This window comes from Pseudomonas sp. D(2018) (genome assembly GCF_005502555.1).
In the GTDB taxonomy this organism is placed as follows: domain Bacteria; phylum Pseudomonadota; class Gammaproteobacteria; order Pseudomonadales; family Pseudomonadaceae; genus Metapseudomonas; species Metapseudomonas resinovorans.
Window position 1 is genome coordinate 122,685 of the sequence record NZ_SCOK01000004.1, and the last position, 22,895, is coordinate 145,579.

Consider the following 22,895-nt stretch of genomic DNA (forward strand, 5'->3'; position numbering starts at 1 on the left):
TCACGCGCGCGAAGGAACGGAACATGGCTTTCACAGATCCTTTCATCCGTCGCCCGGTACTGGCGACCGTGGTCAGCCTGCTGATCGTGCTGCTGGGCTTCCAGGCCTTCAGCAAGCTGGTGATCCGCCAGTACCCACAGATGGAGAACGCCCTGATCACGGTGACCACCGCCTACCCGGGCGCCAACGCCGAGACCATCCAGGGCTACATCACCCAGCCGCTGCAGCAGAGCCTGGCCAGTGCCGAAGGCATCGACTACATGACGTCGTCGAGCCAGCAGAACATGTCGGTCATCCAGATCTACGCCCGCATCGGCGCCAACTCCGACCGTCTCTTCACCGAACTGCTGGCCAAGGCCAATGAAGTGAAGAACCAGCTGCCCCAGGACGCCGAAGACCCGGTGCTGTCCAAGGAAGCGGCCGACTCGACGGCGCTGATGTACATCAGCTTCTATAGCGATCAGCTGTCCAACCCACAGATCACCGACTACCTGTCGCGGGTGATCCAGCCCAAGCTGGCCACCCTGCCCGGCATGGCCGAGGCGGAAATCCTCGGCAACCAGGTCTTCGCCATGCGCCTGTGGCTGGACCCGGTCCGCATGGCGGCCTACGGCATCACTGCCAACGACGTCAGCGACGCCGTGCGCAAGTACAACTTCCTCTCCGCCGCAGGCGAAGTGAAGGGCCAGTACGTGGTGACCAGCATCAACGCCACCACCGACCTCAAGTCACCGGAAGCCTTCGGCGCCATCCCGGTGAAAACGGTGGGTGACAGCCGCGTGCTGGTACGCGACATCGCACGGGTAGAGATGGGCGCGGAGAACTACGACTCCATCAGCTCGTTCGACGGTATTCCTTCGGTCTACATCGGCATCAAGGGCACTCCCAGCGCCAACCCGCTGGACGTGATCAAGCACGTGCGCGCCATCATGCCGGAGCTCGAGTCCCAGCTGCCGCCGAACCTCAAGGTGTCCATCGCCTACGACGCCACCCGTTTCATCCAGGCCTCGATCGACGAAGTGGTGAAGACCCTGGGCGAAGCGGTACTGATCGTGATCGTGGTCGTCTTCCTGTTCCTCGGTGCGTTCCGCTCGGTGCTGATCCCGGTGATCACCATCCCGCTGTCGATGATCGGCGTGCTCTTTTTCATGCAGTTGATGGGCTACTCCATCAACCTGCTGACGCTGCTCGCCATGGTGCTCGCCATCGGCCTGGTGGTGGACGACGCCATCGTGGTGGTGGAGAACATCCACCGGCATATCGAGGAGGGCAAGACGCCGTTCGATGCCGCCATCGAGGGTGCCCGCGAGATCGCCGTGCCGGTGGTGTCCATGACCATCACCCTGGCGGCGGTGTATGCGCCCATCGGCTTCCTCGAAGGCCTGACCGGCGCGCTGTTCCGAGAGTTCGCCCTGACCCTGGCGGGTGCGGTGATCATCTCCGGCATCGTCGCCCTGACCCTGTCGCCGATGATGTGCTCCAAGCTGCTGCGCCACGATGAGAATCCGTCAGGCCTGGCGCACAAGCTGGACATGATCTTCGACCGCCTCAAGCGGCGTTATCAGAGCGCCCTGCACGGCACCCTGAACACCCGCCCGGTGGTGGTGGTGTTCGCGGTAATCGTGCTGTGCCTGATCCCGGTGCTGCTGAAGTTCACCAAGAGCGAGCTGGCTCCCGACGAAGACCAGGGCATCGTCTTCATCATGGCCAAGGCGCCGCAACCGACCAACCTGGACTACCTGAATGCTTACACCGGCAAGTTCGTCGAGATTTTCAAGGCGTTCCCCGAGTACTACTCGTCGTTCCAGATCAACGGCTTCGATGGTGTGCAGTCGGGCATAGGCGGGTTCCTGCTGAAACCCTGGGATGACCGCGAGCGCACCCAGATGGAGCTGCTCCACGAGGTGCAGGCCAAGCTCAACCAGATCCCCGGCCTGCAGATCTTCGGTTTCAACCTGCCATCGCTACCAGGCACCGGCGAAGGCCTGCCGTTCCAGTTCGTGATCAACACCCCCAACGACTACGAGTCGCTGCTGCAGGTGACCGAACGCATCAAGGCGCGCGCCATGGAGTCAGGCAAGTTCGCCTTCCTCAACGTCGACCTGGCGTTCGACAAACCGGAAGTGGTGGTGGACATCGACCGCGCGAAAGCAGCGCAGATGGGCGTGTCCATGGAAGACCTGGGCTCGACCCTGGCCATCCTGCTGGGGGAAGGCGAGATCAATCGCTTCACCATCGACGGCCGCAGCTACAAGGTGATCGCCCAGGTGGAACGTGCCTATCGGGACAACCCGGGCTGGCTGAGCAACTACTACGTGAAGAGCGAAAGCGGCACGATGGTGCCCCTGTCGACCTTGATCAGTGTGCATGACAGCGCCCGGCCGACCCGTCTGAAGCAGTTCCAGCAGCTCAACTCGGCAGTCATCGAAGGTTTCCCGCTGGTGAGCATGGGTGAAGCCATCGACACCGTGACGCAGATCGCCCGCGAAGAAGCACCGCGTGGCTACGGCTTCGACTACGCCGGCGCCTCGCGCCAGTACGTGCAGGAAGGCAGCGCACTCTACGTCACCTTCGCGCTGGCCCTGGCGATCATCTTCCTGGTGCTGGCCGCGCAGTTCGAAAGCTTCCGCGACCCGCTGGTCATCCTGGTGACGGTGCCGCTGTCCATCTGCGGTGCGCTGATCCCGCTGTTCCTCGGCGTGTCCAGCATGAACATCTACACCCAGGTGGGCCTGGTGACCCTGATCGGCCTGATCAGCAAGCACGGCATCCTGATCGTGGAGTTCGCCAATCAGTTGCGCCGCGAGAAAGGCCTGACGGCCCGTGAAGCGGTGGAAGAAGCCGCCGCCATCCGCCTGCGCCCGGTACTGATGACCACAGCCGCCATGGTGTTCGGCATGGTGCCGCTGATCCTCGCCACCGGCGCCGGTGCGGTCAGCCGCTTCGACATCGGCCTGGTCATCGCCACCGGCATGTCCATCGGTACGCTGTTCACGCTCTTCGTCCTGCCTTGCGTCTACACACTGCTGGCGAAGAAAGAACTGCAGCCGGAAGGCCAGCCGTCGACCAGCCACTGAGCCATGAGGCGATGAACAAAAAACCCCGCTTTCGCGGGGTTTTTCATGAATCCTGCCTCACTCCTGACTACGCAGTCCCTGCGACAGGCCGACCATGAACAGCAGTAGATTCTCGTCGGGTTGCACCTGCGCTTTCAGGCGCGCGTTAGGCGGCAATGGGCAGTAACCCAGCCCGTTGACGCTAACCACTGAGGGTGTAGGTTCATGCCAGGCAGCCACCGCCAGGGAGGCCACCCCCAAGGCGCCGACGAGGAACAAAGCTCGCGTGACTTCTAACTTCATGTTCGCAACCCCTTGATAGCGCTGCCAAACGCTGCTTCATAACCGTAGATCAGTATCTGCCAATCCGCCTCATCCAGTGACGAATGGCGCTTAAACTGCCACAGGTCGCGCAGCGCTGCCCGTTTGCTCGACAGCCGGCGCCGGGCTTTTTCCAGGTCCAGCAGAGCCACTTCGGGCAGTCCACCCTCCCCCATCGGGCGCACGAAGACGTGCTTGGCATAGAGGCAACCGTGCTGCCACCGGCCTTGATGCAGGCGGCAGAGGGTAGCTGCCAATTGTTGCAGTACGAGGTGTCTTTCCCCCTCTCCTTTCGTTGCCGCGTACCAGCGCTCGAATTCGATGAAACCGTCCAGAGCCTCGGTCACCAGCAGCCCTTGCCAGCCACTGTCGGCCTGGTAACGAACCGCGCCATAGACCAACCGCGGAACTCGCACACCCAAGCGTTCGATGGCGAGCAGCGCGTCCCGCTCGCGCAGCACAGTCGGTCGGCCAAAGGGGTGGCGAAGACTGCGGTAGAGATGTCCGACCTGTCGCTTGAGGTACAGCTGCGTGCCATCGGCCAGATGCAATCTCTGCACACCGCTCTCACCACCACGGCGGAGGTTGGGAGCTTCCACCCAATCACCACGCATGACCCAGAAGCGTAGAAAGCGCTCGTCCTCGGTAGGATTCGCAATGCTGGCCCAGTCAGAGGGCATGGACCGTCGCCTTGCGCAGCACGTAGACCCGCCACATCGCATAGAACGGCAGGAAGTCCAGATGCTCCTGGATCTCGAATCCGGCTTCGCGGAACTCCGCCTCAGCCGTGGCCACAGGCAATACGAAGCGGTTCTGGTAACCCGTTTCCGCGCGCCGGGACTGGCGGCGGCTTTCCAGGCGGCGGCGCTTCCAGGCCTTGTAGTTGCCATCGACCCAGAGGGACAGGATCAGGCTGTCGCGGGTCACCCGGTGGCATTCGCGCAACAGCGCCAAGCGATCAGCTGAATCGCCGATGTGGTGCAGCAGACGCATGCAGAAGACGCTGTCGACGGCGTTCGCCGGCAGATCGATGGCAAAGGCCGAGGTCTGCATCATGCGCACCCGTTTGACCAGTTCCGGTGGCTGGAACTCGTTGGCCACCCGCAACATCTCTTCCGAATTGTCGGCGCCGATGATGACCCGGTTGGGCTTCTCCGCTAGCAACGACCAGAAGCGTCCGGCACCGCAGGGCAGGTCAAGCACCAGGCCTGGCTCGTCAGCCAAGGCCAAGGCACGCCGCGCCAGTTGCTGGTCGCGCCAGTTGGAGAGGCGACGCGAGAGGCCGGACTGATGCTTGCGGAAGTAGGCTTCGGCATGCTCGCGGTCGTACTTATCGGAGAACTCGAGATTGATCGGGCGGGTCATGGACCACCTCCGGCGGGAAGATGGTCCCTAACCTAATCACGCTGACGTCAAGGGCGGGTCAAACGCAGGTGAAAAAAACGTCAATTGGCGGGCAGATCGCTCGCCTTGAGATCCACCTGGAAACGGCAACCGGTGGGTTCCATTGCGCTCAACCTGACTGCCCAGCCCTGGTTCTCGCAAATCCGCTGGACCAGCGAAAGTCCGAGCCCTAGGCCGTCGCCACGCCGCGCCGGGCCGCGAATGAAGGGTCGGAACATGGCTTCACGGTCCTCCTCCGGGATGCCCACGCCGCTATCCTCCACTACGAAACCGCTCTCTTCGAGCACCAGTCGGATGCTTCCGCTGTCGGTGTAGTGCAAGGCGTTGCGCAGGAGGTTGCCCAGTACCGAGCGCAGGAAGGAGGCATTGTAGCGCTGCTCCTGGGGCGGACCGGGCCGGTACTCGAAGCTGAGGCCCTTGTTCTCGATGTGCTCGCGCCATTGACCCGCCAGGTCGTCGGCCACGCTGCGCAAGCTCGCCTGGGGGGCCAGGTTGGTTTCGTCGCGCTGTGAGCGGGCAAGCATCAGGAAGGTTTGCACCAGGTCGCGCATTTCTTCGGTGGCGCGAGCGATGCGTTGCACCTGGACACGACCACGTGGGTCGAGGTGGGAATTGTCCGCCAGCAGTTCACAGGAGGTGGCCAGCACCATGAGCGGCGTACGCAGTTCATGGCTGACGTCGCTGGTGAACAGTCGCTCGCGATTCAGTACTTCATGCAGGCGGCCCAGTGTGTCATCGAAGGCCTGCGCCAGTTGTCCAACCTCGTCGGCGGCGTAGTCCGGAGCCAGCGGCGGCGCCATTCCGAGCAACTGGTCACGATGGCGAACCTGGCCGGCCAGTCGAACCACCGGCTCGATCACCTTGCGCGCAAGTATCCAGCCCAGCACCAGGGCCAGCAGCACGCTGAGGACGAAACCGACCATCACCACCCGGTAGAGCACCTGTTCGCGAGCCTCGAAATCGCTCTGGTCCTGTAGCATCACGTAGCGATGGCCATCGATCTCGCGGACCAGCGCATGATAGGAACTTCGCCCCTCGAACACTTCGTGGAAGCCCGGCGTCAGGCTGGACAGATTCTCAGGCACCGCAGTCGGCGCGGGGCCCTCGCTGCTGTAGAAACGGGTATCACTGCCCAGGCTTGGTGGCCGTCCCGCAGCATGGCTTTCGGTGAGCACCCGGTTGAGCTCATTGTTCAGATCGCGGGAGATCAACTGCTCTTCAATCAGATGCACGACTTCGATGATGCCCACGGCGAAGGTGCCCCCCACCAGGCTGGTCATCAGTACGAAGGCGATGAGGATCCGCCGGGCCAGGCTGTGCTTAAACTCCATCAGCGGACTCCGCCAGGCGATAGCCGAGCCCGTGCAGGGTATGCAGCAACGGCTTGCCGAAAGGCTTGTCGATCACCTGGCGCAACTGATGGATATGACTGCGCAGGCTGTCGCTGTCGGGGCAGTCATCGCCCCAGAGGGCTTCTTCCAGGACTTCGCGGCGCACCAGATGCGGGCTTTTCTGCATCAACACGGCGAGTAGTTTGAGGCCGATGGGGTGGAGCTTCAGCGGCTTGCCCGCACGACTGACCTCCAGGGTGTCCAGGTCGTAGCTGAGATCGGCAACTTGCAGGGCACGCTTGCCACCCCCCTGGGAGCGACGCAGCACAGCCTCCATACGGGCAGCCAGTTCGGAAAGAGCGAAGGGTTTGAGCAGGTAGTCATCCGCGCCGGCCTTGAAACCCTGAAGGCGATCGTCCAGGGAATCCCGTGCGGTGAGCATGATCACAGGCGTGTCGCGCCGCGCTTCTTCGCGCAGTCGGCGGCACAGGCTGTAGCCATCCAGCCCCGGCAACATGATGTCCAGCACGACCAGGTCATAGTGTTCGCTGCTGGCCAGGTGCAAGCCGGAAAGGCCGTCTCGCGCGCAGTCGACGCTGTACCCCTTGAGCTCGAGGAAATCGACCATGTTGGCCAGGATGTCGTTGTTGTCTTCGACCAGCAGGATGCGCATCGGCTCAACTCCATTCATCAATCCGCGGAAGGCCAGTTGCCGGCCCGAGCACCGTTGAGCAGAAGCCCTGCAGGATATTCAGGCGACGCGGTATCGGAGGATCATACCCATGGCCTGGTGGTCCGCCCAACTCCAGGCGCAAGAAAAAGCCCCGCACTAGGCGGGGCTTCTTCAGACCGGATGGCCGGGTGGCTTACATCATGCCGCCCATGCCGCCCATGCCGCCCATGTCCGGCATGGCCGGGGCGCCCTTGTCGTCAGCCACTTCGGCAACCATGGCCTCGGTGGTGACCATCAGGCCGCCGATGGAGGCAGCAGCTTGCAGAGCGGAACGGGTGACCTTGGCCGGGTCCAGGATGCCCATCTCGATCATGTCGCCGTACACGCCGGTAGCGGCGTTGAAGCCGTAGTTGCCGGAACCTTGCTTGACCTTGTCAACCACCACGCTCGGCTCGTCACCGGAGTTGGCGACGATCTGGCGCAGCGGAGCTTCAACAGCGCGACGCAGCAGGGCGATACCGACGTTCTGGTCTTCGTTGTCGCCTTTCAGACCTTCGATGGCCTGCAGGGCGCGCACGAGGGCAACGCCGCCGCCAGGAACCACGCCTTCTTCGACGGCAGCACGGGTAGCGTGCAGAGCGTCTTCAACGCGAGCCTTCTTCTCTTTCATCTCGACTTCGGTAGCCGCACCGACCTTGATCACGGCAACACCGCCCGCCAGCTTGGCCAGACGCTCTTGCAGTTTCTCCTTGTCGTAGTCGGAGGTGGTTTCCTCGACTTGCTTGCGGATCTGGGCAACGCGGGCTTCGATGTCAGCCTGGGCGCCAGCGCCGTCGATGATGGTGGTGTTTTCCTTGCTCAGCACAACGCGCTTGGCGTTACCCAGGTGCTCCAGGGAAGCGCTTTCCAGGGACAGGCCAACTTCTTCGGAAATCACGGTGCCGCCGGTCAGGATGGCGATGTCCTGCAGCATGGCCTTGCGGCGGTCGCCGAAGCCCGGAGCCTTGACGGCTGCGACTTTGACGATGCCACGCATGTTGTTCACAACCAGGGTAGCCAGGGCTTCGCCTTCAACGTCTTCAGCGACGATCAGCAGCGGGCGGCCAGCTTTGGCGACTGCTTCCAGGACCGGCAGCATTTCGCGGATGTTGGAGATCTTCTTGTCCACCAGCAGGATCAGCGGGCCTTCCAGCTCGGCGACCATGGTGTCCGGCTTGTTGATGAAGTAGGGGGACAGGTAGCCGCGGTCGAACTGCATGCCTTCAACAACGGACAGTTCGTTTTCCAGGCCCGAGCCTTCTTCAACGGTGATCACGCCTTCCTTGCCCACTTTCTCCATGGCTTCGGCAATGATGTTGCCGATGGAGTCGTCGGAGTTGGCGGAGATGGTGCCTACCTGGGCGATGGCCTTGGTGTCGGCGCAGGGCTTGGCCAGCTCTTTCAGCTGGGCAACGATGGCGATGGTGGCCTTGTCGATGCCGCGCTTCAGGTCCATCGGGTTCATGCCGGCAGCGACGGCCTTCAGGCCTTCGTTGACGATGGCCTGAGCCAGAACGGTAGCGGTGGTGGTGCCGTCACCGGCAGCGTCGTTGGCCTTGGAGGCCACGTCTTTCACCAGTTGGGCGCCCATGTTTTCGAACTTGTCTTTCAGTTCGATTTCCTTGGCAACGGAAACGCCATCCTTGGTGATGGTCGGAGCGCCGAAGGATTTGTCCAGAACAACGTTACGACCTTTCGGGCCGAGGGTCGCTTTAACGGCATCGGCCAGAACGTTTACGCCGACCAGCATTTTCTTGCGGGCGGAATCGCCGAATTTGACTTCTTTAGCAGCCATGTTGATTGATCCTCAATTCTTTGGTGTGTAGGCGGAGATTCGCGAGACTCAGGCTTCGACGACGGCGAGGATTTCGCTCTCGCCCATCACCAGCAGTTCTTCGCCATCAACCTTGATGGTGTTGCTGCCCGAATAAGGGCCAAACACAACCTGATCACCGACCTTGACGGCCAGCGGACGCACTTCGCCGTTGTCCAGCAGGCGACCGGTGCCGACAGCGACGACTTCGCCACGGTTCGGCTTTTCGGCAGCCGAGCCCGGCAGCACGATGCCGCCAGCGGTTTTGGTCTCTTCTTCGCTGCGACGGATGACGACGCGGTCATGCAGAGGACGAAGCTTCATTGTCGATCTCTCCCAATAGTGTTGTTACTTCGACCGGTGCGAACACCGGCGGGTTGGTAATGTCCGGCGGGGCCGGGTGCAGCGCGACAGGCGCGCGGCTGAATTCAGACCTGCTGATCAGCAGGAACCTTGCGGTGACGGATACATAGGGGCGCCGGGAGGCATTTCAAGGGCGACGCGCAAAAAAAATGCACTTTATTGGTCGCGACGCTCGTACTCGCCTTCGATCACGTTGGGGCGCACCTGGCCGCTGCGCGCGGCCAGGTCATCGGCGAAGGCACGCTGGCGCATGGCTTGGGCGGCGGCGCGCTGGCGCAGGTTGCGGATGAACAGGCGACGCGTGAAGGGAATCAGGCAGAGCAGGCCGAAGATGTCGCTGATGAAGCCTGGCAACAGCAGCAGGCCACCGCCGACGGCAATCAACAGGCCCTCAAGCATTTCCTGCTCGGGCACTTCGCCACGGGCCAGACGTTCACGGGCGCGCCAGGCAGTGGCAACGCCGGCCACCCGCAGCAACACGCTACCGAGCACGGCGGTACCGACCACCAGCAGCAGGGTGGGCAGGACGCCGATCACGCTACCGACCTGGATCAATACAGCCAGCTCGATCAGCGGAAAGAGCAGGAACAGAAAGAGAAAAGCGCGCATCACGAGTTTCCTTGGCGGAAGAACAGCTTCCGATAATCCGCTAGATGAAGCCGCCGCCCACCCAATTCAAGCCACCGCCTCTCCGCTGGTCGGCCAGATTTCAGCGCGAGCCAGCTGTACCAAGGCCTGCCGGACCGCACCTGGGTTGTTACAGGATGTTGGGAAGGGCAGCCAGTGAAGCGTCTGACCAATGCGTAGGTGGAATCCTTCCGTATCGATCCCGACCATCTCCGCTGCTGGCTCTTTCGGCAGTCCGGCCAGTTCCACGTAGTGGGTGATGGCATTGGCGTGGTCGCTGTTCATATGCTCCAGCATGCCGATTTCAGCCGCCCCGGCGAAGGCGTTGGCCAGCACCAGATGGTCCACCCAGTGGATGGCACCGAAGCCACCAATGAAGCGGGCGCGCACCGGCTCCAGGCGCCAGAAGTCGAAATCGTGGGTGCGGTGGTAGTCCACTGCCTGGGGGAAGTAACGGTAGTAGCGGGTGGCAGCAGCCTCGGTCTCGGCCGCATCGGTAATCTGCCGCGCTTCGGCCAGCAGGGTCAGACGCCCCGCGGCCTGAACATCGTCGGCGCCGCGCTCGCCCACCAGCAGCGAACACTTGGTGTCCTTCTGCAGGTTATGGGTGTGCTGGGCGATACGGCTGATCAGGATCAGCGGCCGGCCTTCGGCGTCCAGGCAGTACGGCACCACTGATCCGAAAGGGAAGCCCGGCATGGCCTTGGAATGGGTGGACAGTACCCCACGGTATTCCTTGAGCAGCAATTCTCGTGCATGCTTTGCGGCTTTCACGCTCACCTTATGACTCCTCGCAGAGAATCCGTCGAAAACGGACGAGCGCCCAGAATAGCGGTTTAACGGCGCCAGCGGGGGCAAAGCGACAGTTATTCGAGGGGATTCTCATGCAACTCAAAGACAAGGTCATCATCATTACCGGTGGTTGCCAGGGCCTCGGCCGCGCCATGGGTGAGTACCTGGCGGCCAAGGGCGCAAAGCTCGCCCTGGTGGACCTGAACCAGGAAAAACTGGATGACGCCGTGGCGGCCTGCAAGGCCGCCGGTGGTGATGCCCGTGCCTATATCTGCAACGTGGCCAACGAAGAGCAGGTGACCCACATGGTCGCCCAGGTGGCCGAGGACTTCGGCGCTATCAACGGCCTGGTGAATAACGCCGGCATCCTGCGCGACGGCCTGACCATCAAGGTCAAGGACGGCGAAATGACCAAGATGAGCCTGGCCCAGTGGCAGTCGGTCATCGACGTCAACCTGACCGGTGTCTTCCTCTGCACCCGCGAAGTCGCCGCCAAGATGATCGAGCTGAATAACGAAGGCGCGATCATCAATATCTCGTCCATTTCCCGCGCCGGCAACATGGGCCAGGCCAACTACTCCGCGGCCAAGGCCGGCGTCGCCGCCGACACCGTGGTCTGGGCGAAGGAACTGGCCCGCTACGGCATCCGCGTGGCTGGCGTGGCACCGGGCTTCATCGAGACCGACATGGTGGCCAGCATGAAGCCGGAAGCCCTGGAGAAGATGACCTCCGGCATTCCGCTCCGCCGCCTGGGCAAGCCGATGGAAATCGCCCATTCGGTGGCCTATATCCTGGAAAACGACTACTACACCGGTCGTGTCCTGGAACTGGACGGCGGTCTGCGCCTGTAAGCCCTCGCTCCAACAGAAAGCCCCGCGATGCGGGGCTTTTTTGTTTGCTTCGGCGGTTTGTCAGCCCGCGCGCCGTAGAAGCCAGAAGCCTGCCAGCGCGCAGATACCTGCCGGCACCAGCACAGCGAACAGCGGCGAGAAGCCAAACACCAGGCTCGACGGCCCGAGCAGGTCCTGGCTGATTCGAACCACGAAGCCAATCACCACGCCGGTAAACACTCGCTGGCCGAGAGTGACGGAGCGCAACGGGCCGAAAATGAAGGAAATCGCCATCAATACCAGTGCAGCGGTGACCAGGGGTTGCAGCACCTTGGTCCAGAACGCCAACCAGTAACGACCATTGTTAAGCCCCTGCTCCGCCAGATAGTGGGTGTAGCGCCACAGGCCGGAAATCGACAGTGCCTCAGGCTCCATCACCACAGTGCCGAGCAGCTCCGGCTTGAGCTCCACATCCCAGCGTTCAGTGACGTTATTGACCACCTCAGTGTGATCGCCACGAAAATGGGTAGTGGACACATCTTCCAGCTGCCAGTGGTCGCCCTGGAACAGTGCGCGCTTGGCAAAGCTGGCGGACTGCATGTGGCGCTCACCATCAAAGCGGTAGCGAGTCACGCCATAGAGCACTCCATTGGGCTGCACGGCGTTGATGTGGACGAATTCTTCTCCCTGACGGTGCCAGAGGCCGCGTTTGGAGCTCTGCGCGTCACCACCGCCCTGCGCCAGGGACCGATTGGCCTGGGCCAGGTTCTCGCTCCAGGGGGCTGCGTACTCGCCAATCAATACGCCCACCACCATCAGTACCAGCATGGGCTTCATCACCGCCCAGACGATTCGGCCGATTGAGACACCCGCGGCACGCATCACCGTCAGCTCGCTGCTACTGGCCAGGGAACCCAGGCCAATCAGGCTGCCGATCAGCGCCGCCATCGGCAGCATGTCGTAGATCCGGCGCGGCAGGGTGAGGAAGACGTACCAGGCGGCAGCGAACACATCGTAGTCACCGCCAATGTCACCCAGCTCATCGATGAAGGCGAACAGGGCCGCGAGGCTGACGATGATCCCCAGCACCGCGAGGATGCCGAAGAACACACTGGTGCCGATGTAACGATCCAACCTAACCATGGGCCACCTCTCGGGCATCACGACGAGCCGCCCACTTCAGTCGCAGTGGCTCCCAGTACAACAACAGCAGGCCGACCGCGATGAACAGTCCATGCACCCACCAAAGACCGATGGCCATGGGAATGCGCCCCTTGTCCAGCTGGCCGCGCGCAGCAATCAGCAGGGCCAGGTACGCCATGTACAGCAGGATCGCCGGAAGCAACTTGAGGAAGCGCCCCTGGCGCGGATTGACCTTGGACAAGGGAACCGCCAACAGCGTGACCACGAATACCAGCAGCGGAATCGATAGGCGCCACTGCAGCTCCGCCTGGAAGCGAGGATCAGTGCTACCGATCAGCTCGGACGTAGGCACCGCTTCACGCTCGCCAATCTCGGAGCTGATTTCCGGTTTGGGCAGCAACACACCGTAGGTTTCGTACTGGATGATCCGGTAATCCGCCTTGCCCGGGTTGCCGTCATAGCGGTAGCCGTTATTGAGGATCAGGTAACGACTGCCATCAGGCTGGATCTCCTGGTGGCCCTTCTCCGCCACCAGCACGCCGATACCGCGGTCCTTGCCGTCCTGGCGCGAAATCCGCTTCTCGGAAATGAACACACCACCCAACTCGCCGCGATCGGAGGACAGGGTCTCGGTATAGGTCACCCGCCCCCCCCCCTTGAGCGCCTGGAAGCGCCCGGGAACCAGGGTGTCGAGTTCGGTCAGGGCATCCTGCTCGTTGAGAATTCGCGCCACCTGGCCGACGCCCTGAGGCGCCAGGCCCAGGCTCAGCCAGGCCACGATCAGGGCCACCAGCAGTGCCGGCGCCAGGCTGTAGACCATCAACCGTTGTTGGCTCATGCCGGTGGCGCTGAGCACAGTCATTTCGCTTTCAAGATAGAGCCGGCCATAGGCCAGCAGGAAGCCAAGGAACAATCCCAGGGGCAGGATCAGTTGAAGAAAGCCGGGAATCCGGAAACCCATGATCAGGAACAGTACGCCGGGGTCCAGGGCCCCTTGCGCGGCCTGCGCCAGGTACTTGATGAAGCGGCCGCTCATGATGATCACCAGCAGCACGGCACTGACCGCACTCAGGGTGACCAGCACCTCGCGGGAGAGATAACGGAAGACAATCAAACCAGACACTCCAGGGTTGTCAGGCTCAGGCGGCTACGCTCAAACTAGCCGCTTTATGGCCAGCCCGCCGCAAAGACGGGCCACTGAAAAAATAGCCGGCATTATCCGTTAATACCGGCTCTTTGTCTTGGGGACACATGTCATGGAATTCCTCGTCAAAAGCGCCCGTCTGGAAACTCTGAAAACCGCCACCCTGGTCGTCGCAGTCGGTGAAGGGCGCAAGCTGGGCGACGCAGCCAAAGCCATCGACGCAGCTGCCGACGGCGCCATCACCACCCTCCTCAAGCGCGGCGACCTGGCCGGCAAGGTCGGCCAGACCCTGCTCCTGCACAGCCTCCCCAACCTCAAGGCCGAGCGCGTGCTGCTGGTCGGCTGCGGCAAGGAGCGCGAGCTCTCTGACCGCCAGTTCCGCAAAATGATCGCAGCAGCGAACGGCGTGCTGAAGGGCCTGGGCGGCAGCGACGCCACCCTGGCCCTGGGTGAGCTGGCCGTGAAAGGTCGCGACGCCTATGGCAAGGCCCGCCTGATGGTGGAAACCCTCGCCGATGGCGGCTACGTCTTCGACCGTTTCAAGAGCCAGAAAGCAGACCCCAAGGCCCTGAAAAAAATCATCCTGCTGGTGGAAAAGGCCGAACAGGCCGAGGTCGAGCGCGGCAGCCTGCACGCCCAGGCAATCGCCAACGGCATGGCCTTCACCCGTGATCTCGGCAACCTGCCACCGAACCTGTGCCACCCCAGCTACATCGCCGAAGAAGCCAAAGCCCTGGCCAAGGCCCACAAGAACCTCAAGGTCGATGTGCTGGACGAGAAAAAGCTCAAGGAGCTGGGCGCCGGTGCCTTCCTCGCCGTGGCCCAGGGCAGCGAGCAACCGCCGCGGATGATCGTGCTCAACTACCAGGGCGGCAAGAAGGAAGACAAACCCTTCGCCCTGGTGGGCAAGGGCATCACTTTCGACACCGGCGGCATCAGCATCAAGCCGGCCGCCGGCATGGACGAGATGAAGTACGACATGTGCGGCGCGGCCAGTGTGCTCGGCACCTTCCGCGCCGTGCTGGAACTGCAACTGCCGATCAACCTGGTGGGCCTACTGGCCTGCGCCGAGAACATGCCCAGCGGCGGCGCCACCCGTCCGGGCGACATCGTCACCACCATGAGCGGCCAGACCGTCGAGATCCTCAACACGGATGCCGAAGGCCGTCTGGTGCTGTGTGACACGCTGACCTACGCCGAGCGCTTCAATCCGCAAGCGGTGATCGACATCGCCACCCTCACCGGCGCCTGCATCGTCGCCCTGGGCAGCAACACCTCGGGCCTGATGGGGAACAACGACGGGCTGATCAAGCAGATCCTCAAGGCCGGCGAGTACGCCGACGACCGCGCCTGGCAACTGCCGCTGTTCGACGAGTACCAGGAGCAGCTGGACAGCCCCTTCGCCGACATCGCCAACATCGGCGGCCCGAAGGCCGGCACCATCACCGCCGGCTGCTTCCTGTCGCGCTTTGCCAAGAAGTACCACTGGGCGCACCTGGATATCGCGGGTACCGCTTGGGTCAGCGGCGGCAAGGATAAAGGCGCCACTGGCCGCCCCGTGCCCCTGCTCACCCAGTACCTGCTGGACCGCATCAAGTGAGAGTAGAGTTCTACGTGCTCTCTTCAGCCAATCCGGCAGACCGCCTGCGTGCGGCCTGCCAGTTGGCCGCCAAGGGCTGGCGCCACGGGTTGCCGGTCCTGCTGCGCTGCACCGACGCCGCCCAGCGTGATGAACTGGACGCGCTGCTCTGGCGCTTTCGCGCCGAAAGCTTCATTCCCCATAGCCTCATCGACGACGATGCCAACGCTCCGGTAGTCCTGGCCCTGGACGAGGAACCATCCGTCCAGCAAGGCCTGCTGATCAACCTCGCCGCGACCATTTCCCCCCACGTCGAACGTTTCAGTCGGGTCATCGAGATCGTCAATCAGGAACCCGACCTGCTTGCCGCCTGCCGGGAGAATTTCCGCACCTACCGGCAGCGGGGCTATGATCCGAAACGAGTCGAACTCTAGCCGTATTCCCATGGACACCCCCAAGCTTCCCCCCAAGCCGGCACACCTGCTGGACGACCTCGAATCCATCCGTGCCCTGCTCGGCGACGAGCCGAACGGTGCTGAGCCGCCTTTGCTCACGGACGCGCTGGATGCTGACCGCATTCCGCTGCTGTCAGAAATAGTCGAGCCCGCCCCGGCCCCCGTGGTGCCATCGACTCCAGCGCAGCCCCTGGCCCAGGAGCCTACCGTCGCACCGCTTCCCGCAGCCACGGCGGCCCCAGCAGCGGAGCTCGCACCTACGCTGCCCATGGCCGAAGCCCTCCGCCAGCGCATGACGCCGGCGGGCAACCCGGAACTGGCGCGCCTGGACAGCGAACTGCGCGCCGCCGCGCAACTGATCCTGCAGGATGTGATCGACGATTTCGTGCCACAGATCGAGGCCGAGCTCAAACGCCGTCTCGAAGCCCGCCTGACTCGCCTGCTGCCCCCGCGCCGGCAGTGATCCACCGCGCCCGGTAACGACCGGGCGCCGCCCACGACGCGCGCCAATTCTTTCGACAGCCCGTTGCCGCTATACTCTCCGGTTTTCCCGTTCAGTTGCCTCTAGGGTCCCCGCCGAACCATGGACAAGACCTACCAGCCCCACGCTATCGAAACTTCCTGGTACCAGACCTGGGAGAAGAACAACTACTTCGCCCCGCAAGGTTCCGGCGACCCGTACACCATCATGATCCCGCCGCCGAACGTGACCGGCAGCCTGCACATGGGTCATGGCTTCAACAACGCCATCATGGACGCCCTGATCCGCTTCCGCCGCATGCAGGGTCGCAACACCCTGTGGCAGCCCGGCACCGACCATGCCGGCATCGCCACCCAGATGGTGGTTGAGCGCCAGCTCGCCGCCCAGGGCGTCAGCCGCCATGACCTCGGTCGCGAGAAGTTCCTCGACAAGGTCTGGGAATGGAAGGAACAGTCCGGCGGCACCATCACCCGCCAGATCCGCCGTCTCGGCTCCTCCGTGGACTGGACGCGCGAGCGCTTCACCATGGACGACGGCCTGTCCGAGGCGGTCAAGGAAGCCTTCGTGCGCCTGCATGAAGACGGCCTGATCTACCGCGGCAAGCGCCTGGTCAACTGGGACACCAAGTTCCACACCGCCATCTCCGACCTCGAAGTGGAAAACCATGACGAGAAGGGCAGCCTGTGGAACCTGCGCTACCCGCTGGCCGACGGCCACAAGACCGCTGACGGCAAGGACTACCTGATCGTCGCCACCACCCGCCCGGAAACCATGCTGGGCGACAGCGCCGTTGCCGTGCACCCGGAAGACGAGCGCTACAAGAACCTGATCGGCACCTTCGTCGAGCTGCCCCTGGTGGGACGCCGCATCCCGATCATCGCCGACGAGTACTGCGACCCCGAGTTCGGCACCGGCTGCGTGAAGATCACCCCGGCCCATGACTTCAACGACTATGAAGTCGGCAAGCGCCACAACCTGCCGCTGATCAACATCTTCGACAAGGACGCCGCGGTACTCGCCACCGCCCAGGTGTTCAACCTTGACGGCAGCGTCAACGACCAGCTCGACGGCAGCCTGCCCGAGCAATACGCCGGCCTGGACCGTTTCGACGCACGCAAGCGCATCGTCGAGGCCTTCGAGCAACTCGGCCTGCTGGAAAAGATCGAAGACCACGCGCTGAAGGTGCCCAAGGGCGACCGTTCCGGCACCGTCATCGAACCCTGGTTGACCGACCAGTGGTACGTCTCCACCAAGCCGCTGGCGGAACCTGCCATCGCCGCCGTGGAAGATGGCCGCATCCAGTTCGTGCCCAAGCAGTACGAAAACATGTACTTCTCCTGGATGCGTGACATCCAGGACTGGTGCATCAGCCGCCAGCTCTGGTGGGGCCACCGCATCCCGGCCTGGTACGACGAAGCCGGCAACGTCTACGTCGGCCGCGACGAGGCCGAGGTTCGCGCCAAGCACAACCTGGGCGACATCGCCCTGCGTCAGGACGAAGACGTCCTGGACACCTGGTTCAGCTCCGGCCTGTGGACCTTCTCCACCCTGGGTTGGCCGGAACAGACCGAGTTCCTCAAGACCTTCCACCCCACCAATGTGCTGGTCACCGGCTTCGACATCATCTTCTTCTGGGTCGCCCGGATGATCATGCTGACCATGCACCTGGTGAAGAACGAGGACGGCACCCCGCAGGTTCCGTTCAAGACCGTGTACGTGCATGGCCTGGTACGCGACTCCCAGGGCCACAAGATGTCCAAGTCCAAGGGCAACGTCCTGGACCCGCTGGACATCGTCGACGGCATCGACCTCGACACCCTGTTGGAAAAACGCACCAGCGGCATGATGCAGCCCAAGCTGGCCGAGAAGATCGCCAAGCAGACCAGGGCCGAGTTCCCCGAAGGCATCAACAGCTACGGCACCGACGCCCTGCGCTTCACCTTCCTCTCGCTGGCCTCCACCGGCCGCGACGTGAAGTTCGACATGGGCCGCGTCGAGGGCTACCGCAACTTCTGCAACAAGCTGTGGAACGCCGCCAACTTCGTCATCGAGAACACCGATGACCAGGACACCGGCGTGAATGACGAGCCGGTCGAGCTGTCCTCGGTCGACCGCTGGATCATCTCCGCCCTGCAACGTACCGAAGCCGAAGTGACCCGACACCTCGATGCCTTCCGCTTCGACCTGGCCGCCCAGACCCTCTACGAGTTCATCTGGGACCAGTACTGCGCCTGGTACCTGGAGCTGGTCAAGCCGGTGCTGTGGGACGAGAACGCACCCATCGAGCGTCAGCGCGGCACCCGCCGCACCCTGATCCGCGTGCTGGAAGTGGCCCTGCGCCTGGCGCATCCGTTCATGCCCTTCATCACCGAAGAAATCTGGCAGCGCATCAAGGGCCAGGCCGGCAAGGGCGGCGACACCCTGATGCTGCAACCCTGGCCGGTGGCCGCGGAAGAGCGCATAGACGCCGCCGCCGAAGGCGACATCGAGTGGGTCAAGGCGCTGATGCTCGGCGTTCGGCAGATCCGCGGCGAGATGAACATCTCCATGGCCAAGCGCATCGACCTGCTGCTGGCCAACGCCAACGAGGAAGACCGTCGTCGCCTGGCCGAAAACGAGCCCCTGCTGAAGAAACTGGCCAAGCTGGAAACCATCCGCGTGCTGGCCGCAGGCGAAGAAGCACCGATGTCCGCCACTGCCCTGGTGGGTGAGATGCAGGTGCTGGTGCCCATGGCCGGCCTGATCGACAAGGACGCGGAACTCGCCCGCCTGGACAAGGAAATCCAGCGCCTGGACGGCGAGGTGAAGCGTGTCGGCGGCAAGCTGGGCAATGAAGGCTTCGTCGCCAAGGCCCCGGCCGAGGTGATTGAGAAGGAACGCGCCAAGCTGGCCGAGGCCGAACAGGCCCTGGCCAACCTGACCGAACAGCGCAGCCGAATCGCCAGCCTGTAACCCCAACGAGGCCCGCTAATGCGGGCCTCGTTCATTGCACCGTCCGCCACGCAGGGCATGCCCATGGAAATCAGCAAAACCAAGTCCAGCTTCTACCGCCGCCTTTATGTTGCCTGGCTGATCGACAGCGGCACCGCCACCAGCATCCCGGCCCTCATGGACGCCACCGGCATGCCGCGCCGCACCGCCCAGGACACCCTGCTGGCCCTGGCGGAACTGGATATCGACTGCCATTTCGAACAGGCCGAAGGCGAGCGCAACAACGCCGGACACTACGTGATCCGCAGCTGGGGCCCAATCGACAAGCGCTGGATCGCCGCTAACCTGCAACAGATCAAGGCCGTCCTGGATTACCCCTGACAGACTGCCGCTCCCCGCCAAGGAACCTCCGGGAGTACCGATTGAACCTCGATCTGCTGATGGTGCTGGGCCTGCTCACGGCCGCCATCACCCTGTTCGTCCTCAACAAGCCACGCATGGACGTGGTCGCCTTGCTGGTCATAGTCGCGCTGCCACTGACCGGCATCCTCGATATCCAGCACACCCTGGCCGGTTTCAGCGACCCCAGCGTGGTGCTGATCGCCGCCCTCTTCGTCATCGGTGACGGCCTGGTCCGCACCGGCATCGCCTACCGCCTGGGCGACTGGCTGGTGGCCCGGGCCGGCAGCAGCGAGACGCGCCTGCTGGTGCTGCTGATGCTGGCCGCTGCGGGCCTGGGGTCTGTAATGAGTTCCACAGGCGTAGTGGCCATCTTTATTCCGGTAGCCCTTGGCGTCGCCGCGCGGCTGAAGATCGCCCCGGCACGGCTGATGATGCCGCTGGCCTTCGCCGGATTGATCAGCGGCATGCTCACCCTGGTGGCCACCGCACCCAACCTGGTGGTGCACAGCGAACTGCGCCGCGCCGGCCTGGACGGATTCGGCTTCTTCAGCCTCACACCGATCGGCCTGGCCGTACTGGCCCTGGGCATCGTCTACATGCTGTTGACGCGTCATTGGTTGACGCCCAGAGGCAACGACGAAGCCGCCGCTGCGCCCCGCCTCACCCTCGCAGACCTGGCCACGGCTTACGACCTCAACGAACGGGAACGTCGCCTGAAGGTTCGCGCCGACTCGCCACTGGCGCGCCAAGCCCTCAACGAACTGGAGCTGCGCAAGCAGTACGGCATCAATGTGATCGCCGTCGAGCGCCAGCGCCGCTTCCGTACCCTGCTGCTGATGGCCACCGGCAATACCCTGCTGGAGCCCGGCGACGTGCTGCTGGTGGACCTCGCCAGTCCGGCCATCGGCCTGCTCGGTGCCTATCAGGAGCTGGGCCTGGAACCCCTGCCGCTGCAAGCTTCCTACTACAGCCTGCATGCCCACCAGTTGGGGCTGGCCGAAGTGGCCCTGCCGCCGGAGTCGAAACTGCCGGGCAAGACCATCCAGGAACTCGGCTTTCGATCGCGCCACCAGCTCAACGTGGTGGGCCTGCGCCGCCACGGCCAAGCGCTGGAAGGCGTCCTGGTGGACGAGAAGCTCAAGGCCTCCGACACCCTGCTGGTGGCCGGCGAGTGGAAGTGCATTCATCAGTTGCAGGGCCAGAGCCGCGACTTCCTGGTGCTGAGCCTGCCCGCAGAGGTGAACGAAGTAGCCCCCACCGCGCGCAAGGCCCCCTACGCCCTGCTCAGCCTGGCGGTGATGATCTTCCTGATGGTCAGTGGCCTGGTGCCCAACGTGATGGCCGCGCTGATCGGCTGCCTGTTAATGGGCGCCTTCCGCTGCATCGACCTGGACAGCGCCTACCGCGCCATCCACTGGCCGACCCTGATCCTCATCGTCGGCATGTTGCCCTTCGCCCAGGCCCTGCAGCAGACCGGCGGTATCGACCTGGCCGTGAAAGGGCTGGTTGCGCTGCTGGGCAATGCCGGCCCCTACGCCATGCTCGCCAGCCTGTTCATCGTCACCGCACTGATCGGCCTGTTCATCTCCAACACCGCCACGGCCGTGCTCATGGCGCCGGTGGCCATCGCCACAGCCCAGCAACTGGGGATGTCACCCTACCCCTTCGCGATGATCGTCGCCCTGGCGGCATCGGCTGCCTTCATGACGCCCATCTCCTCGCCCGTGAATACCCTCGTACTGGGCCCCGGCCAATACCGATTCGGTGACTTCGTGAGGGTAGGTGTGCCCTTCACTGTGCTGGTAATGATCGTCAGCGTCTTCCTGGTGCCACTGGTGTTCCCGCTCTGAGCTTCAATGATGGGAACTCCCCCAAGGGCTGGGACAATGCACAAGTACCGTCGCCTGCTGCTGGTAGCCCTTTTCCTCGGGTTATTGCTGGCAGCCTTCCAGTTCAGCGGAATGCGCGAGCACCTCAGTCTGCAGTACCTGCACGACACGCTGCTGGCCCACAAGGGCTGGGGCCTGGTGCTCTTTGCGCTGCTATTCGCACTGGGTAACCTGATCCAGATTCCCGGCTGGATTTTCCTCGCCGCCGCAGTGCTGGCCCTGGGGCGCCTCTGGGGCGGGCTGGCCACTTACCTGGCGGCGACCTTCTCCTGCTGTTTCACCTTTCTGCTCATCCGTTGGCTGGGCGGCAGCGCCCTGCGCGAGATGGACAACCGGCTGGCGAAGCGCATCTTCGCTCACCTCGACGAACGCCCGGTGGCTGTCATCACGCTGTTGCGAATGCTGTTCCAGACGGTTCCGGCGCTCAACTACGCCCTCAGCCTCAGCGGCGTGCGCTTCCGCCACTACCTCATCGGAACCCTCCTCGGCCTGCCACTGCCGATTGCCCTCTATTGCCTGTTCTTCGATTACCTGGGCCGCGCCCTTCACCTTTCCTGACGTGAAGTGCCCGCTTGTGGGAAAATTCCGCGTTTTCCTCTGCCGATACCGCCACCATGCCGCAAACGCCAAAGCGTCCCCGCCCCGCCACTGCCAAATCGACTGCAGCGCCTGCCAAGGGCCAGTTGCATCCGCGCAATCGCCACCAGGGCCGCTATGACTTTCCCCAGCTGATCCAGGGCAGCCCGGAACTGGCGCGCTTCGTCATCACCAACCCCTACGGCAAGGAAAGCATCGACTTTGCCGACCCGGAGGCGGTCAAGGTGTTCAACCGTGCCCTGCTGCGGCAGTTCTACGGCATTCGTCACTGGGACATTCCTGCTGGCTACCTCTGCCCGCCCATACCCGGCCGCGCCGACTACCTGCACGGCCTCGCCGACCTGCTGGCCGCTGGCAATGGCGGGCAGATCCCGCGCGGCAAAGGCATCCAGGCGCTGGACATCGGTATCGGCGCCAACTGCATCTACCCGCTGATCGGCCACAGCGAGTATGGCTGGCACTTCACCGGCACCGACATCGACCGCACGGCCCTGGGCTCGGCCCAGGCCATCATCCAGTCCAACCAACTCGGCGACGCCATCGACCTGCGCCAGCAGGCCGAGCCGCGCAACATCTTCAAGGGCCTGATCGCCCCGGGCGAGCGCTTCGACCTGGCCCTGTGCAACCCGCCCTTCCACAGCTCCCTGGAAGAAGCCACCCGCGGTAGCCAGCGCAAGTGGAAGAACCTCGGCAAGCTCGACCCCAAGCGCAAGCTGCCGGTGCTGAACTTCGGCGGTCAGGGCGCAGAACTCTGGTGCGACGGTGGCGAAGTTGGCTTCCTGCAGCGGATGGTGGACGAGAGCCTGCAGTTCAAGGAGCAGGTGCTCTGGTTCAGCAGCCTGGTTTCCAAGGGTGGCAACCTGCCCGGCATGGAAGCCCGCCTGCGCCGCAGCGACGCCGTGGAGGTGCAGGTGGTGGAAATGGCCCAGGGCCAGAAGCAGAGCCGCTTCGTCGCCTGGACCTTCCTCGACGCCGCACAGCGCGAGGCCTGGCGCAAAGCGCGCTGGTAACCCGGATGCAGTCCG

At 63.5% G+C, this 22,895-nt stretch carries 21 protein-coding genes; 10 read left to right on the forward strand and 11 right to left on the reverse strand.

The annotated features are described in order from the left end of the window. Positions 1–23: 23 nt before the first annotated feature. Positions 24–3,077 (forward strand): multidrug efflux RND transporter permease subunit, encoded by a 3,054-nt coding sequence (locus tag FFS60_RS04940; RefSeq protein WP_137821299.1) that lies wholly within the window; start codon positions 24–26, stop codon positions 3,075–3,077. Between the two features lie 57 nt (positions 3,078–3,134). Here FFS60_RS04940 and FFS60_RS04945 read toward each other — a convergent pair whose 3' ends face one another. From FFS60_RS04945 to FFS60_RS04985, 9 genes are all read right to left on the reverse strand, one after another. Next, positions 3,135–3,359 carry a hypothetical protein gene (locus FFS60_RS04945; protein ID WP_028628722.1) on the reverse strand — a complete coding sequence of 75 codons (225 nt, stop codon included), beginning with the start codon at positions 3,357–3,359 and terminating at the stop codon, positions 3,135–3,137. Next, entirely contained in the window at positions 3,356–4,057 is a 702-nt protein-coding gene (locus tag FFS60_RS04950; RefSeq protein ID WP_137821300.1) for a lipopolysaccharide kinase InaA family protein, read from the reverse strand. The genes FFS60_RS04945 and FFS60_RS04950 overlap by 4 nt, the downstream gene beginning before the upstream one ends. Continuing rightward, positions 4,047–4,742, reverse strand: coding sequence for a class I SAM-dependent methyltransferase (locus tag FFS60_RS04955; protein WP_028628724.1), 696 nt, complete (start codon positions 4,740–4,742; stop codon positions 4,047–4,049). Before FFS60_RS04955 ends, FFS60_RS04950 begins: the two co-directional genes overlap by 11 nt. Before the next feature lie 80 nt (positions 4,743–4,822). Beyond that, positions 4,823–6,112: a HAMP domain-containing sensor histidine kinase gene (locus FFS60_RS04960; protein ID WP_028628725.1), complete on the reverse strand. Its 1,290-nt coding sequence runs from the start codon at positions 6,110–6,112 to the stop codon at positions 4,823–4,825. Continuing rightward, on the reverse strand, positions 6,102–6,785 hold the full coding sequence (locus tag FFS60_RS04965; protein WP_028628726.1) for a response regulator transcription factor: 684 nt from the start codon (positions 6,783–6,785) through the stop codon (positions 6,102–6,104). Before FFS60_RS04965 ends, FFS60_RS04960 begins: the two co-directional genes overlap by 11 nt. A gap of 193 nt (positions 6,786–6,978) precedes the next feature. Next, complete coding sequence (gene groL, locus FFS60_RS04970) at positions 6,979–8,619, reverse strand: chaperonin GroEL (protein WP_028628401.1); 1,641 nt, start codon at positions 8,617–8,619, stop codon at positions 6,979–6,981. A 48-nt stretch (positions 8,620–8,667) separates the two neighbouring features. Then, positions 8,668–8,961 (reverse strand): co-chaperone GroES, encoded by a 294-nt coding sequence (locus tag FFS60_RS04975; RefSeq protein ID WP_028628402.1) that lies wholly within the window; start codon positions 8,959–8,961, stop codon positions 8,668–8,670. Positions 8,962–9,156: 195 nt separating this feature from the next. Beyond that, a complete protein-coding gene (locus FFS60_RS04980; RefSeq protein WP_137821301.1) occupies positions 9,157–9,609 on the reverse strand; it encodes an FxsA family protein in 453 nt (150 codons plus the stop codon). Positions 9,610–9,675: 66 nt separating this feature from the next. Beyond that, positions 9,676–10,407, reverse strand: a complete 732-nt coding sequence (locus FFS60_RS04985; protein ID WP_137821302.1) for a HugZ family protein — start codon at positions 10,405–10,407, stop codon at positions 9,676–9,678. A gap of 104 nt (positions 10,408–10,511) precedes the next feature. Here FFS60_RS04985 and FFS60_RS04990 point away from each other — a divergent pair, with 104 nt between their 5' ends. Next, the gene (locus tag FFS60_RS04990) at positions 10,512–11,270 is read left to right on the forward strand and encodes an SDR family oxidoreductase (RefSeq protein ID WP_028628405.1); all 759 of its coding nucleotides are present in this window, start codon (positions 10,512–10,514) and stop codon (positions 11,268–11,270) included. Positions 11,271–11,330: 60 nt separating this feature from the next. Here the strand turns inward: FFS60_RS04990 and lptG are convergent, their stop codons facing one another. Then, positions 11,331–12,392, reverse strand: a complete 1,062-nt coding sequence (lptG, locus tag FFS60_RS04995; protein ID WP_137821303.1) for an LPS export ABC transporter permease LptG — start codon at positions 12,390–12,392, stop codon at positions 11,331–11,333. Next, positions 12,385–13,506 carry an LPS export ABC transporter permease LptF gene (lptF, locus tag FFS60_RS05000; protein ID WP_028628407.1) on the reverse strand — a complete coding sequence of 374 codons (1,122 nt, stop codon included), beginning with the start codon at positions 13,504–13,506 and terminating at the stop codon, positions 12,385–12,387. The genes lptG and lptF overlap by 8 nt, the downstream gene beginning before the upstream one ends. Positions 13,507–13,648: 142 nt before the next feature. On the opposite strand from lptF, the gene FFS60_RS05005 reads away from it, so the two are divergent. From FFS60_RS05005 to rlmF, 8 genes are all read left to right on the forward strand, one after another. Next, positions 13,649–15,136, forward strand: a complete 1,488-nt coding sequence (locus FFS60_RS05005) for a leucyl aminopeptidase (protein WP_137821304.1) — start codon at positions 13,649–13,651, stop codon at positions 15,134–15,136. Beyond that, on the forward strand, positions 15,133–15,549 hold the full coding sequence (locus FFS60_RS05010; protein WP_137821305.1) for a DNA polymerase III subunit chi: 417 nt from the start codon (positions 15,133–15,135) through the stop codon (positions 15,547–15,549). Before FFS60_RS05005 ends, FFS60_RS05010 begins: the two co-directional genes overlap by 4 nt. A 10-nt stretch (positions 15,550–15,559) precedes the next feature. After that, the gene (locus FFS60_RS05015; protein ID WP_137821306.1) at positions 15,560–16,033 is read left to right on the forward strand and encodes a DNA polymerase III subunit chi; all 474 of its coding nucleotides are present in this window, start codon (positions 15,560–15,562) and stop codon (positions 16,031–16,033) included. A gap of 120 nt (positions 16,034–16,153) precedes the next feature. Beyond that, positions 16,154–19,003: a valine--tRNA ligase gene (locus FFS60_RS05020; protein ID WP_137821307.1), complete on the forward strand. Its 2,850-nt coding sequence runs from the start codon at positions 16,154–16,156 to the stop codon at positions 19,001–19,003. Between the two features lie 63 nt (positions 19,004–19,066). Further along, positions 19,067–19,363, forward strand: a complete 297-nt coding sequence (locus FFS60_RS05025) for a helix-turn-helix domain-containing protein (protein WP_028628412.1) — start codon at positions 19,067–19,069, stop codon at positions 19,361–19,363. A gap of 41 nt (positions 19,364–19,404) precedes the next feature. After that, positions 19,405–21,234, forward strand: coding sequence for an SLC13 family permease (locus tag FFS60_RS05030; RefSeq protein WP_137821308.1), 1,830 nt, complete (start codon positions 19,405–19,407; stop codon positions 21,232–21,234). Between the two features lie 36 nt (positions 21,235–21,270). After that, on the forward strand, positions 21,271–21,831 hold the full coding sequence (locus FFS60_RS05035; RefSeq protein WP_028628414.1) for a VTT domain-containing protein: 561 nt from the start codon (positions 21,271–21,273) through the stop codon (positions 21,829–21,831). A 56-nt stretch (positions 21,832–21,887) separates the two neighbouring features. Continuing rightward, a complete protein-coding gene (rlmF, locus tag FFS60_RS05040) occupies positions 21,888–22,880 on the forward strand; it encodes a 23S rRNA (adenine(1618)-N(6))-methyltransferase RlmF (protein ID WP_137821309.1) in 993 nt (330 codons plus the stop codon). Positions 22,881–22,895 lie beyond the last annotated feature (15 nt).

Bases quoted from the DNA above. Each gene is read 5' to 3' on its own strand.
- FFS60_RS04940 (WP_137821299.1), top strand. From the start codon at position 24: ATGGCTTTCACAGATCCTTTCATCCGTCGCCCGGTACTGGCGACCGTG.
- FFS60_RS04945 (WP_028628722.1), bottom strand. From the start codon at position 3,359: ATGAAGTTAGAAGTCACGCGAGCTTTGTTCCTCGTCGGCGCCTTGGGG.
- FFS60_RS04950 (WP_137821300.1), bottom strand. From the start codon at position 4,057: ATGCCCTCTGACTGGGCCAGCATTGCGAATCCTACCGAGGACGAGCGC.
- FFS60_RS04955 (WP_028628724.1), bottom strand. From the start codon at position 4,742: ATGACCCGCCCGATCAATCTCGAGTTCTCCGATAAGTACGACCGCGAG.
- FFS60_RS04960 (WP_028628725.1), bottom strand. From the start codon at position 6,112: ATGGAGTTTAAGCACAGCCTGGCCCGGCGGATCCTCATCGCCTTCGTA.
- FFS60_RS04965 (WP_028628726.1), bottom strand. From the start codon at position 6,785: ATGCGCATCCTGCTGGTCGAAGACAACAACGACATCCTGGCCAACATG.
- groL (WP_028628401.1), bottom strand. From the start codon at position 8,619: ATGGCTGCTAAAGAAGTCAAATTCGGCGATTCCGCCCGCAAGAAAATG.
- FFS60_RS04975 (WP_028628402.1), bottom strand. From the start codon at position 8,961: ATGAAGCTTCGTCCTCTGCATGACCGCGTCGTCATCCGTCGCAGCGAA.
- FFS60_RS04980 (WP_137821301.1), bottom strand. From the start codon at position 9,609: ATGCGCGCTTTTCTCTTTCTGTTCCTGCTCTTTCCGCTGATCGAGCTG.
- FFS60_RS04990 (WP_028628405.1), top strand. From the start codon at position 10,512: ATGCAACTCAAAGACAAGGTCATCATCATTACCGGTGGTTGCCAGGGC.
- lptG (WP_137821303.1), bottom strand. From the start codon at position 12,392: ATGGTTAGGTTGGATCGTTACATCGGCACCAGTGTGTTCTTCGGCATC.
- FFS60_RS05005 (WP_137821304.1), top strand. From the start codon at position 13,649: ATGGAATTCCTCGTCAAAAGCGCCCGTCTGGAAACTCTGAAAACCGCC.
- FFS60_RS05015 (WP_137821306.1), top strand. From the start codon at position 15,560: ATGGACACCCCCAAGCTTCCCCCCAAGCCGGCACACCTGCTGGACGAC.
- FFS60_RS05020 (WP_137821307.1), top strand. From the start codon at position 16,154: ATGGACAAGACCTACCAGCCCCACGCTATCGAAACTTCCTGGTACCAG.
- FFS60_RS05025 (WP_028628412.1), top strand. From the start codon at position 19,067: ATGGAAATCAGCAAAACCAAGTCCAGCTTCTACCGCCGCCTTTATGTT.
- FFS60_RS05035 (WP_028628414.1), top strand. From the start codon at position 21,271: ATGCACAAGTACCGTCGCCTGCTGCTGGTAGCCCTTTTCCTCGGGTTA.
- rlmF (WP_137821309.1), top strand. From the start codon at position 21,888: ATGCCGCAAACGCCAAAGCGTCCCCGCCCCGCCACTGCCAAATCGACT.